Raw genomic sequence first — 12,154 nt, forward strand, 5'->3', positions numbered from 1 at the left:
TGCTCAGCCTGGCCCATTCCCATGCGTGTGACTTGCGTCAGCCGCATCCAGCTCGTATCCCAGCAAGTCTCCGGGCGTGCATTCCAGCACCGCGCACAGCGCTGCAAGCGTTGAGAAGCGCATGCCGCGCACCTTGCCGGTGCGTAGCAAGGACAACTGTGTCTCGCTGAGTCCGATCCGGCGCCCGAGTTCCTTCGCCGTCAGCCGACGTTCGGCGAGCATTGAATCCAGCGTGACCACCACCGGCATCAGACGAACTCCGTGAGTTCGTGCTCAAGAGCGGCCGCGCGCTCCTGTGTGTCAATCGCGCGCTTGATCAAACCGCCGAGCAACACCAGCGCAAGCCCGACCACGCCGATCGCGACGTATGCCACGTCGAACACCATCAGCGTGTGCGACATCGGATGCGCGCCCGTTGCGAACCATCGCACCAGCAGGGGCATGCCGAAGGCGCTGATGCCAGCCCCGACTGCCAGCGCTCCGCCGGCGTGTCGGCAGGCCCGCACCATGAGTGGCCCGAGCACGCCGCCGCGCGCGTAGGCCGCGAATGCCTGACGGATCGCGAACACCGCGAACAGGTACGGCAACGGCACGAGCCAGTGCGCGACCAGTTCGCCACGAAGGACATCGGCAGCGGATTGCCTCGTGAGAACGAAGAGCGTCGGGAGCACAAGGGCGGCGACGGTGCCGGCCAGCATGAAGTCGGCGATGCGCGCCAGCCAGCGGCTGTGCTGCTGTAGGGGGGAGCTCGAAGTGGCATCCATAATTTAGGTTGCAGTTAAATTTATTTAGGAATAGCTTAAATAATACCGCCAGGATGGATTGAACATGGAACCGGCTGTCCGTACCCGCGAACTCACCTGCACTTTCGGCCGGGTGCACGCCGTGCAGGATGTCGACCTGCACGTCCCCGCCGGCGCGGTCTATGGCTTCCTGGGCCGTAATGGCGCCGGCAAGACGACCACGATCCGCATGCTGCTGGGCCTGCTCCGCCCGAGCGCAGGCCGCATCCAGATCCACGGACTCGATGCGCTTCGCGACCGGCGGCGCGCGGCCTGCCTGATTGGCTCCATGGTGGAGACGCCAGGCCACTACGACCACCTGAGCGGACGCGACAACCTCGGGCTCACGGCAGGCCTGCTGGAGCTGGCGCGTGACGCGGTCGATCGTGCACTCGACATCGTCGGCCTGACCGCCGATGCCGGCCGGCGTGTCGGCGACTATTCGCTCGGAATGCGTCAACGCCTCGGTGTCGCCCGCGCCCTGCTCGCCCGACCGCGGCTACTGGTCCTCGACGAGCCCACCAACGGGCTCGACCCGCGCGGCGTACGCGACATGCGTCAGCTGCTTCGCGAATTGCCCGAGCGCGAAGGCGCGACCGTGTTCGTCTCGAGTCACGCACTGACTGAGATCGACCAGATCGCGACCCACGTCGGGCTGATGCACGAGGGAAGGCTCGTGCTACAGGCGCCGATCGAGGAGTTGCGGCGACGCAACCGCAGTGCGATCGAGGTGGACACCGCGCAACCGGACAAAGCCGCCGCGATCTTGCGTCAGGCTGGAATGGTGGTGCGCACCGATGGCATGCGGCTGATCGTTCCGTGTCGCGAAGGTGCGCCGGAGGCCGCGGACCTCAACGCGCTTCTGGTCCGCCACGGCATCCCGGTGCACGGACTGGGCCCGGGCACGCTTCGCCTCGAAGCTCTCTTTCACGACGCCACCGGAGATCGCGACGATGTATCCGCCGCTGCCTGAGCACACCTTGTCGCGCTGCCTGCGCGCCGAATTCACCAAGCTGCGTGGCTCGCTGGCGCTGCTGTTGTGCCTCGTCGCGCCGGTTGTCGTCGCCGTTCTGATGGCACTGATCTTCAATCGGCATGGCGGCGGCGATACGCCATGGCGGATGTACCTGATGGGGAACGCCGCCACGTGGGCATTCTTCATGTTGCCTATGACCGTCACGGCCCTGACCGTGCTGGTCGCGCAGATGGAGCATGGGCCGCGGATGTGGAATCACCTGCTCGCGCTGCCGATACCGCGCAGGCACGTTTTCTTCGCGAAGGCGAGCGTGGTGATGCTGCTGTGCGCGGGCATGACCATCGTACTGGCACTGCTGGCGCCGCTGCTGGGGTTCGTCAGTGATGCCATCACGCCCGACCGCGGGCTGACCGGCCCCCTCGGATGGGGCGAACTGCTCAGGGTGCTGTTACGCATCTACGCAAGCGCCTGGTTACTGGTCGCGATCCAGCTATGGGCCGCGCTGCGCTGGAGGAGCTTCGTGCCGCCCCTGGCGCTGGGAATCGGCGGCACATTCGTCGCGGTCGTAGCCACGGGCTCTGAGCTAGGCCCCTACTTCCCTTGGCTCATCCCGGCCACGGCGCTGGCGGCCGACCCCTCTGCCGTAACCATCGCACTCGTCATCGGCATCGCCGGCGGCGCGGCCTGCACTGCCGCCATGGCGTGGGATCTGGCGCGTCGACCGCTCGGTTGACATGCATACGATCCCCCCGCGGGGGTCGGGTCCGCTCGCGCGTGCCGCGGGTCCACGTCGTGCAGTGGCGGTCGAGCCGCGAGCATCAGCTCTCCCTTTGCAGGATCGACCCGTCGAACGGTCTGGCGCCGAGCAAGCATGTATCGCTGAGGTCATCTTTCTCACACGTAGCAGTGCTATGACACGTCCGCTTTGGGTCGGAAGCAGCCACCGAGCCGATGTCTGCTATTGGCCGAAAGCAGACCTCAGCCAGCGCGATCCGAAGCATTCGATTGGAGTGAAATCCGGACTCGCTGCCGCATGCTTGCGAGACGGGCGCGAGGCCGAGGCTCCGCCGGCGCGCGTTGCAGCACCGTCACACAAATGTAATATCGACTGCGGGACCTGGAGAAACACAGACATGGAGGGCCGCGATGATCGCGAGCCAGTCGAAAAGCACGCGCCTGTACGGACAGCTCAGGCGTGCATTGCAGTGCGGACGTTTCGCACCCGGCCAGCGCCTCGAGCCGGCCGCGCTGGCGGATGAGTTCGACGCCAGTCTCACCCCGGTGCGGGCCGCGCTGCATCGCCTGCACGGCGAATGCCTCGTCAATGACAGAGGGCGCGACGGGTTCTACATGCCCTTGCCGACCGAGGCCGCACTGCGCGGCCATTACGAGTGCATGGAACTGCTGTTGCTCAATGCCTGCGACAAGGGCGCATCGCCCAACGGCCGCAGGCACGCCGTCCCCGAGCCACCCGAGGGCACGGCCAAGGCGACCTGGCAATTGTTCGACACCATCGCGCGCCGTACGCCTTTGCGGGACCTGCAGCACATCGTGCAACTCGCCAATGACCGGCTCGCACCCATCCGTATGGCCAAGAAGGCGATCGTGCGAGATGCGCACGCAGAACTCGCCGAACTGGTCAGCGTTTGGGAGCGCGCGGACATCGCACGTCTGAAGTCCGCGTTGCGTGCCTACCACGCGCGCCGCCGCCAGCTGGTACCGGCTATCGTGGAGCTGTTGAACGACGCACACGACGCCTTGCGCTGAGCGCCCCGCCGGACTTGAACGCGCATGCGCGCAACGCGCATCACAGTTCCAGGGAATATCGGAAATACACAATAGAAATTATTTGAGAACACAAATCTCGCGCTTCAACACTGACTCCGTCATGGGACGTCCATGACACAACGAAGGAGACAGTGATGAACACCAACGACAACAGCTATCGCGAACTGCAGAACGACGTGATCGAGGTCGGCATCGCAAGCCTCGACACCGCAGGCCCCGCCGTCTTCGGTGAGGAAATCGGTGGGCCCGCCAGTCCCGGAATCTCCGAAGACTGACCCGAGTCCGCATCGCGCGTTCGAACAGGAGATCGCAACAATGGACAGCAACGCAAGCAATGCAGTCCGTGCTGTGAATGCCGAAAGCGGTATCGAGGTTCTCGGCATCGCAAGTGTCGATACCCACGGTGTACGCAATACCGGGGAAGACATGGGCGGCATCACCACCGCCGGCATTTCCGAAGACTGAGCAACTGGGGCGCACCTGCACGGTGCGCCCTTTTTTCTGGTGGCTGAAATGACAACGTGCACTTTGCGAGGCGATCTGTCGTGCTGTCGGATTGGCACGGATGTCGTGTTCCTGGATGTCATGCAGGACCGCTACTTCCGATTGCCGCCTGATCTGGAGCGCGCGTTCGCGAACTTCATGGATGGCAAGCAGAGCGAATCGACGCTGATCGACGAGCTGCGCCGCCGGAACATCCTGGTACCTGGCTCACATGGCCACCAAGTTGGATGGACGATTGCCGAGCCTCCCGCCCGCAGCGCAATGGAGATGCTCGAGCATCCCGTGCGCCTCAGTCTGGCGACCAGCGCCGAGGTGCTGCTCACCACGCTGCGCGCTCGACGGGATCTCAAGAAGAAGCCACTCCGCCACATTCTGGCCGCCCTTGGCCCCCAGATCGGAGGCCCCGGGACTGACCAGCTGCCCGGCCTCAAGACGCAGCGTCTGCTCGACTCCGCTGCTCAGTTTCGCCGCGCGCGCCTCTATGCGCCGGTCGCGATGCGCTGCTTGGTCGACTCCATTGCAATGACCCGGTTCCTTCGGCGGAGAGGCCTGCCCGCCTACATCGTGTTCGGCGTCGCCGTGAACCCCTTCTCGGCGCATTGCTGGGTGCAATCGGGCGATCTGGTCCTCAACGATTCGGTGGGCAACGTCAACGCGCACACCGTGATTCGGGTGGTCTGATGTACCGCTATATCGCGGTGCGCACGGACGCAGCGGGCGTTTCGCCCGATACCGGGGCGCGCTTGTCGACGCTCGGCTTGCCGCTTCGAGCGTCCCTGCCCGGCCTCACCATTTACGCATCCTCACAAACGCCTGTGCAGATCCATGCCGGCAACAGCGTATTGATCGGCCATGTGTTCTGCCGAAGCACGAACGATCAGATCACGCCCGACCGACTGCCCGCTTCCAGCTTGCGCAACGTCATCCGCTATCTGATTGACGAATGCTGGGGCGAGTACGTGCTTCTGGCATCCGGTGATACGCCGGGCGTCGTCATGTCGATGCGTGACCCTTCAGGCGGACTCGACTGCCTCTACGCACCCGAACGAGGGTTCATCACATCCGATATTTCAGCAGCGGCACGCGCACGGCTATTCGAGAAGTCCGTCGACTGGGACTTCATCCTCAACAATCTGGTGTATCCACACCTGAAGACGGGGCGCACCGGTTTCGTTGGCCTGCATCACCTGCTGCCGGGCTTTCGCCTGGATCTACATCGAGTCGAGAGCACCCTGGAGCAGGTCTGGGATCCCTGGATCTTCGTCGCCCCCGAGCGGCGGTACACGCAGGCGGAAGCGGCACAGAAGGCAGTCCGCGAGTCGGTAGGTGCTGTCGCCAAACGGTGGGCCGAAACTGACGAGCACGTACTGCTGGAGCTGTCGGGCGGTCTGGATTCTTCGATCGTTGCGGCGGCCATCGGTGGTTCACGGGCCAGCATCGCCTGCTGCAATCTGATCACGCCGGTGCCCGGTGCGGACGAGCGCGAGTACGCGATTCCGATGGCGGATGCGATCGGCGCCGAGTTGCACGTCGATACCTTGGGCTTCGAGAACACCTACCTGGACGAGCCGCCGCCGGCACAGGCCGTGGCGCCAAGTACATGGTTTCTGCAGCACGCATCCAATGCATTGAAGGCGTCGATCGGCGCCCGCGTCGGTGCCCATAGCTACTTCTCTGGCGGTGGCGGCGACACCATCTTCGGATACACCCGAACAGCCGCGCCCGCGGCCGATGCTTTCCGCGCCCGAGGATTGTCGACTGGTCTCCGCGCCGTCCACGACCTCGCAGAACTGCATCAATGCACTGTCTGGAAAGCCGGTCGATTGACCGCCAGAAAACTGATGACCCCGCCCAGGCCGCCACGCGATCCGGATCTCTCATTTCTCGCGAGCGCCGCCGAGCAAGAGGCCTTCGTGCCCCATCCCTGGCATGCCGCGCCGTCGGGCGCGCTTGCTGGCGACCGCGAGCGCATCTTCGACCTGGCCGGCACGCAGATCTTCCGCGACGGTCTCGCCCGAAGTGCAGAGCGTCACCTGCGCATGCCGCTCCTGTCGCAGCCCGTCGTAGAGAACTGCCTGCGAGTTCCCAGCTGGCTCTGGATCGCTGGCGGCCGTAACCGCGCAGTGGCGCGCGACGCCTTCGCCGATGTGCTTCCGCCCGCAATCCTGCACAGACGCAGCAAGGGCACTTTCATGAACTACTCCGGTGCCGTTTTCCATCGGAACAAGGCCCAGCTGCGCGAATACCTGATGTCGGGTGTGCTCGCGAGCCGTGGCCTGCTGGACACCGGCGCCCTGCTCCGCTTCCTGGGCCGGGACCTCGCCCAACGCGAGACCACCTTCATGCGCATCTTTGAGCTCTGCGCAGCCGAGAACTGGGTGCGTCATCAGGGCTGATCCCGCGCGTCCCGCTTGGCCCGCATTTCCTCCCATCGCGCGTACTGCGCGGCCTTGTCCGGCGCGGGATCCTGTTCGTCCTTGAGCCAGAAGCGAAACCAGTCGAGGTTGCGCTCGTACACCGCCAGCTTGTGCCGCGGCTGGAACTTCTGGTGTGGCTCATGCGGAAACACATACAGCTCCGCGCGTTGCGCCCGCAGCAGCGGGATCATGTAGTCCAGACCGTACAAGTACTCCTGCTCCGAGTGCTGGAAGAGCACCGGCGCTTGAAGCCGATCGAGCTTGAAGACCGGCGAGAGCGCTCGCCATTGATCTGGCGTTTCCTCAGGTGCGCCCAGTTGCCAAAGCGTCTGCAGACCTTCAGAGAAGGCGTTCCCCTTTAGGCTGGCAAACAGGTGGTAGAGCGGCGACACCACGGGGGTCGCGGCCGACGCGGCGGCAAGGAGGTCGGATTCGGTAGCCGTCCAGAGCGTGACCGCACTGCCGAAGCTCAAGCCGCCCATGCCAACGCGGGTGCGATCGACGACACCCGCTTCTGAAAGCAGGTCGACCACACGGCGTGTGGCTTCCAGCCCGTACTGATGCCGCGCGACCGCGTCGACGGCGAAGCCGGGGCGCTGGTTGATGCAGAGCGCTGAAATCCCGGCGTTCGCGAGCGAGGCCATCGGCCACTCGTTGCCCACGCCGCCGCGCACGAAGCCCGGACAGCTGTAGTAGGTCACGAAGAGCGGCGCAGGCTGCTGGCCGCTACCTTTCGCCGCATAGAAGTGGCCCGCGTACTCGAAGCCGCTCTCATCGGTCCATCGAAGCAGGCGGGCTGGCGTGGTTTGGGCGATGTCGCGAGCAAGCGAAGCATTCGGGTCGAACAACACATGTCGCGACCCGTCGGCCAAAGCGATCCGCTCGAGCCGAGGCGGCTGGTCAGCCTCGGCGCTGATGCAGATCGCCGCATCGGCGGACAGCCCACAAGGCATCGAGGGATACAGTCCGCCACCGAGCAGACCACCCGCCTTGGCGACAGGCAGCACATTCCCCGTAGCCACGTTCCAGAGATTCAGTGACTGCGCCAGCGTCTGCGGATCCGTGATGGTGAACACCACTTCGTCGTGTCCCGGACGCCACTGCACGCTGGTAATGGGCTGCTTGGTGCAGAGAGGCGATGCGCAGTGCGTCGCCGCCCGGTCATTGCCAGAAAGCACCGACAGCAGCACATCTGGCCGCACCATTCGTCCCGTCTGATCTCCAGTGCGCGTCAACGCAGCCACCTTGTCGCCGTGAGCCTGGCGCACGGCCGTCAAGGGATCCCCCTCAACACCTTTCGGCAGAACCGGGGCCGGCGCGCCTTTCGGCGTGAAGCCTGGCAATGCCCGTCGTTCTCCCGTGGCGAGATTCAACTCATGCCAATGATCAGGCTCGGTGTCCATCAGGAATCTGCGGTCGAACCACGCCTCACCGAAACGCTGCGTCGCCAGACGACCTTCCAGCTTCCCTGAGCGGAACAGGCCTTGGCCGACAGGCACATCCGCCTCGATACGGATGCCTTGGTCGTACTCCGCCTGCTCTACAGCGATCACCGCCTCGCGGGTCACGCCAACGCTGTACCTCAGATGCAAGCCGTCCTCGCTGAGCTCGAAGGCCCGGACATCCGCCGCGTCCTGAGTGACCGCGGTGGCCCTCGCCCCGTTTGCAGCGGCGCGCCAGACATCAGTACGCCCGTCGATCCTCGCCAGGTAATAGATCCATCGCCCATCGGCGGACCAGGTCGCATGCGCTTCCACAGGATTCCCCGCCGTCTGGTGCGAAAGCGCGCCCCCATCGGCCACTCGCCGGGGCGTGGCTTCTGCGAGTCCCTGCACATACCAGACCGTGTCGTAGACGTTGCGCTCCACCGATGCTTGCTCGGTCCGGAACGCAACGTGCGCACCATCCGGCGACACGCTCACACCAGAGAAATCGACAACTTCCAGCAGCGCTCTCGGCGGTACCGCAAGCGCGGGGCTGGAAAAAACGCACAAGCCCACCAGGACGCCGGCACACCGGCGCCTCCAATCAGTACTCAACATCAGAAGTTCTCCTTCGAGACTGCTTCGCGACCGGCCCCTGACCGATCGCAGCCGGCTACCAGCGCTTGGAGATCGCCAGGCTCACGAACCGGCCGATCGGCGAGTAGTTCGTGGAGTCGTACGGCGCCACGTAGAGCGGCGAGGCCACCTGATACAGCGGCGGATCGCGGTCCAGCGCGTTGTCGATCGACAACGCGAAGTCCATGTCTGACCACAGCCCAGCGCCGTCGCCCGTGATGTAACGCACGGTGGTATCCAACGTGGTGAAGGAGGCCGACCTCACGTCATCCAAGCGATTGGTCACGCCGCCGCGGTAGTTGCCGAACAGCGACGCCGACAGCCCGCCCCGGCTCCACACGCCACCCACGCGGCTGCTGAGCTTCGGTGGGTTGAACAGCGTGCCGGACACAGCGAACGGGGCTTGGCCGGGAATGGTCTGTTGCGTGCTGTCCAGCCAGCTCGTCGAGCCACGCAACGTCAGCGTTCCCGATGCGAAGGCCAGCCGGTACGAGCCCGACAGATCCACGCCGCGGATGTCCTGCTGCGCCACGTTGGCGTACTCGGTACGGATGATGGCGGCCACATCGGCCGCGTCGTACGGCCTGCCGATGAAGTTGTAGAACGCATTCGCGCCGGCAATCAGGCTGGCCTGCGCCGCTGCATCCGGGTTGCGCTGCACGAACGGCGCATAGATCGGGTTGCTCAAGGCTTGCGAAGGATTGGCGAGCGGCTGGATCACGCGGTCCCGGTAGTCCACCTGGAACCACGTCAGTTCCGCTTCCAGCCCGTCCACCGCTTGCGGGTGATACGCCAGCGACACGGACGAGGTGCGGGCGCGTTCCGGATCCAAATCCGGATTGCCGCCGCTCAGCACCAGCACGGTGGCATCGGCCGGCGAGCCCCTGCCGCCGAAGCCGCTTGCAAAATCCACATAGGCACTGGCCGCGTAGCTGCGCTCGAACAGCGTGGGCGCCTTGAACGATTTGCCCCAGGACGCCTTCAAGGTGAACTCCGCGCTGGGCGCGTAGATGAGGCCAAGCTTCGGCGTCGTCACCCCGCCGAAGCTGCTGTAGTCCTCGCGCCGGGCGGCGGCCGTGAACGACAGCCGCTCCACGCCGCGCACGCCCTGCCCCGCCGCCACCAGCGGCAGATCAATCTCCGCATACGCAAAGCGCGCGCTTTCACGCCCATCGATGATCACCGCGCCCGTGAGGTTATTGAGGTTCTGGAACGTATTGCGCCGATACCCCACACCGGCCGCGACGCGCGCATCCCCCGCGGGCAATGCGAACAACGGCCCTTCCGCGCCAAGCTCGTAGCTGCGGCTCTCATTGCAGTAGCACTGGTCAATGAGGTTCACCGCGCCTGTCGCCACCACCGTCTCCCGGCGGACCTGATCATGCGTGCCACGCCCGAACGCACCGCTCAGCGACAGACTCCAATCGCCCGGCAGCCAGACGTCGAGTCCGGGTGCGACCAGCGTTGAAACACTACTCGGCATCACCCGGCTGTTTCGCCCCGCCCAGTTGTAGAAATGCAGCTGATCGCGCTCGGTGCGTAGCGCATCCACGCGCAGTTCGGCGGTCTCACCAAGCGCTTGATGCGCGCTCAGCAGGCCGCTGCGCAGATCACTGCCGGGATAGAGCGTCGACGGGTCCACCAACTGCTCTGTATAGGCGCGCCGATCGGTGTAGATCGGATCCACCGAGGCATTCTTGTATGTGGCAATCAGCCCCCCGCTGGCCCACGTGGTGCCGGCGGCCACCGTGTACTCACGGGTGGCCAGACCGCCCTGCGTGGCGGACCCGAACCGCGTGCCGACGCCCACGCCGTCGTAATCGCGCTTGAGCACCACATTGCCTACACCGCCCACCGCATCGGAGCCGTAGATGGCCGAAGCGCCATCGGCAACGATCTCGATCCGCTCCACCGCATCCAACGGAATCGCGCTGATGTCCACTGACTGGGTGTAGCCGCCATAGGCCATGCGGCGTCCGTTGAGCAACGTCAGCGTGGCATCGGCGCCCAGGCCGCGCAGATTGAGGGACGATCCGCCCGTGATGTTCTGGTTGGCGTTGCCCGCGCCCGCCAGGTTGCCGCTGGACACGCCGGGGTTCTGGCCCCCGGAGAAGTTCTGCGACACGCTGCGGATCACCTCGCCCAGATCCGCGAAGCCCTCTTCCTGGATGCGCTCGTTGCCGATGGTGACCACCGGCGATGGCGTCGTGCCGCCGCGGATTCGGGTGCCTGTGACTAGGATCGTGTCGAGTTGGACAGCCTCGGTCTCAGTCTCGCTGCTGTCCCCTTGATGATCAACGTCTTGGCGCTGCTGGGCCACTACCGCGGAGGGCGACATGACTGAAAGCGCCGCTACGATCGCGAGCGCAAGTGCGTTCTGCTGCCGCTTTGCTTTCCAACGCCCTTCCTCACCGGCCCCGCGGGATGCCGTGATCGCGCTCCATCTCACCGGGCCCGCCGATACCGGGCCGCCCTGACCGTTCCCTGCTTGTGCTCCATGTATGTCCCTGGAGCCAGTCCCACACTCGCTCCCCACCCTGTCCCAAAGCATGCGGCATCTCCGTTGCTGTCAGTGCGTCCGCGCAGGCATTCGAGGGCGCCGTAGAGACTGCTCTGCCCGGCTAGTAGACACACCTGAGGACGCCCCGAGGCGGACTGTATCCGTTTTTCGGATATTTGAAAAGCAGATATAGCTTCGGTGTGGCCTTCAACTTGGGACGCCACAAATGGGTAAGAAGTCTGTCTACCGGCCGGAGAACAAAGTCCTCACCACACTCCTTCGCGAAATTCGCAAGGAGGCCGACCTCGATCAATCGGAGCTGGCTGAGCTGCTGGACCGCCCCCAGTCATACGTCAGCAGCGTTGAGCGAGGGCAACGTCGACTCGACCTGCTGCAGCTGCGTGACCACTGCATGCACTGTGGCCTGGACCTCGCGGTCTTCGTCGGGAGGTTCGAAGAAGCCGTTGCTGAAGCGAGCCAACCGCTCCCATAGGTCAAGTTCTACAGCGCATCGATGCATCCGTTTTTCGGATAACGAAAAACCGGATATACGGTTCGTGCGGCCTTTTTTCTGTGAAGCCGCATGTCTCCGAAGTCGATCCACAAGCCTGAGTATCAGGTCCTGCTTGAGCTGCTCCGCGAAATGCGGGTCAAGGCTGACCTGACGCAGACGGAGCTGTCAGCCGCACTGGATCGGCCTCAGTCATACGTGAGCGATGTCGAGCGCGGCGTACGGCGGCTGGACCTGCTTCAGTTGCGTGAATACTGCAGCGCCTGCAAGCGGGATCTCACCGGCTTCGTGCGGCGGTTCGAGAAGGAACTCGATGCATCCTGATCTGCGTTCTCCCCGACCTAGGGACTTTTTTGTGCTCGGATGAAACATCGGCGTAGGCATGCATGTCAGGTCGCCAGAATGCTGAAGCCCGGTGATCTTCTTGATCTTCTTCAGCCGAGCAAGACCTTGGGCTTAGAGGCGCCTGCCAAGTTCTGAGCTGTGCACCTCTTTTCAAATTCTCCGCGCGCGCTGAGGCACTTCTTCGCGAAGTTGAGTACGCTTCGCCCAGGTATCGATCCCTCGTATCATTGCCTGCGAGCTCGACGCTGGCAGGGGATGCCAAATGACGCCT

13 protein-coding genes are annotated in these 12,154 nt (G+C 64.5%); 9 read left to right on the top strand and 4 right to left on the bottom strand.

Going from position 1 to position 12,154, the window contains the following annotated elements:
* Positions 1–3 precede the first annotated feature (3 nt).
* Complete coding sequence (locus J2X52_RS05215) at positions 4–249, bottom strand: helix-turn-helix transcriptional regulator (protein ID WP_310149724.1); 246 nt, start codon at positions 247–249, stop codon at positions 4–6.
* The gene (locus tag J2X52_RS05220; RefSeq protein WP_310149727.1) at positions 249–698 is read right to left on the bottom strand and encodes a DUF2975 domain-containing protein; all 450 of its coding nucleotides are present in this window, start codon (positions 696–698) and stop codon (positions 249–251) included. Before J2X52_RS05220 ends, J2X52_RS05215 begins: the two co-directional genes overlap by 1 nt.
* 130 nt (positions 699–828) lie before the next feature.
* On the opposite strand from J2X52_RS05220, the gene J2X52_RS05225 reads away from it, so the two are divergent.
* From J2X52_RS05225 to J2X52_RS05255, 7 genes are all read left to right on the top strand, one after another.
* Positions 829–1,755, top strand: coding sequence for an ATP-binding cassette domain-containing protein (locus J2X52_RS05225; protein WP_310150275.1), 927 nt, complete (start codon positions 829–831; stop codon positions 1,753–1,755).
* Positions 1,736–2,491: an ABC transporter permease gene (locus J2X52_RS05230; protein WP_310149730.1), complete on the top strand. Its 756-nt coding sequence runs from the start codon at positions 1,736–1,738 to the stop codon at positions 2,489–2,491. The genes J2X52_RS05225 and J2X52_RS05230 overlap by 20 nt, the downstream gene beginning before the upstream one ends.
* A gap of 413 nt (positions 2,492–2,904) precedes the next feature.
* The gene (locus J2X52_RS05235; RefSeq protein WP_310149733.1) at positions 2,905–3,525 is read left to right on the top strand and encodes a GntR family transcriptional regulator; all 621 of its coding nucleotides are present in this window, start codon (positions 2,905–2,907) and stop codon (positions 3,523–3,525) included.
* A 155-nt stretch (positions 3,526–3,680) separates the two neighbouring features.
* A complete protein-coding gene (locus J2X52_RS05240; RefSeq protein WP_310149736.1) occupies positions 3,681–3,821 on the top strand; it encodes a hypothetical protein in 141 nt (46 codons plus the stop codon).
* Between the two features lie 40 nt (positions 3,822–3,861).
* Positions 3,862–4,011 (top strand): hypothetical protein, encoded by a 150-nt coding sequence (locus tag J2X52_RS05245; protein ID WP_310149738.1) that lies wholly within the window; start codon positions 3,862–3,864, stop codon positions 4,009–4,011.
* 105 nt (positions 4,012–4,116) lie between these two features.
* On the top strand, positions 4,117–4,731 hold the full coding sequence (locus J2X52_RS05250; RefSeq protein ID WP_310149741.1) for a lasso peptide biosynthesis B2 protein: 615 nt from the start codon (positions 4,117–4,119) through the stop codon (positions 4,729–4,731).
* The gene (locus J2X52_RS05255; RefSeq protein ID WP_310149743.1) at positions 4,731–6,446 is read left to right on the top strand and encodes an asparagine synthase C-terminal domain-containing protein; all 1,716 of its coding nucleotides are present in this window, start codon (positions 4,731–4,733) and stop codon (positions 6,444–6,446) included. The genes J2X52_RS05250 and J2X52_RS05255 overlap by 1 nt, the downstream gene beginning before the upstream one ends.
* On the opposite strand, the gene J2X52_RS05260 is transcribed toward J2X52_RS05255, so the two are convergent.
* Complete coding sequence (locus tag J2X52_RS05260) at positions 6,437–8,509, bottom strand: Atxe2 family lasso peptide isopeptidase (protein ID WP_310149745.1); 2,073 nt, start codon at positions 8,507–8,509, stop codon at positions 6,437–6,439. The two genes, J2X52_RS05255 and J2X52_RS05260, sit on opposite strands and share 10 nt — an antisense overlap.
* Before the next feature lie 55 nt (positions 8,510–8,564).
* Entirely contained in the window at positions 8,565–11,078 is a 2,514-nt protein-coding gene (locus J2X52_RS05265; RefSeq protein WP_310149748.1) for a TonB-dependent receptor, read from the bottom strand.
* Positions 11,079–11,253: 175 nt separating this feature from the next.
* Here J2X52_RS05265 and J2X52_RS05270 point away from each other — a divergent pair, with 175 nt between their 5' ends.
* On the top strand, positions 11,254–11,520 hold the full coding sequence (locus J2X52_RS05270; protein ID WP_310149750.1) for a helix-turn-helix transcriptional regulator: 267 nt from the start codon (positions 11,254–11,256) through the stop codon (positions 11,518–11,520).
* A gap of 90 nt (positions 11,521–11,610) precedes the next feature.
* Positions 11,611–11,862 (top strand): helix-turn-helix transcriptional regulator, encoded by a 252-nt coding sequence (locus J2X52_RS05275; RefSeq protein ID WP_310149753.1) that lies wholly within the window; start codon positions 11,611–11,613, stop codon positions 11,860–11,862.
* Positions 11,863–12,154: the final 292 nt, after the last annotated feature.

Origin of the sequence: Luteimonas sp. 3794 (genome assembly GCF_031456825.1) — a bacterium.
Taxonomy (GTDB): domain Bacteria; phylum Pseudomonadota; class Gammaproteobacteria; order Xanthomonadales; family Xanthomonadaceae; genus Luteimonas.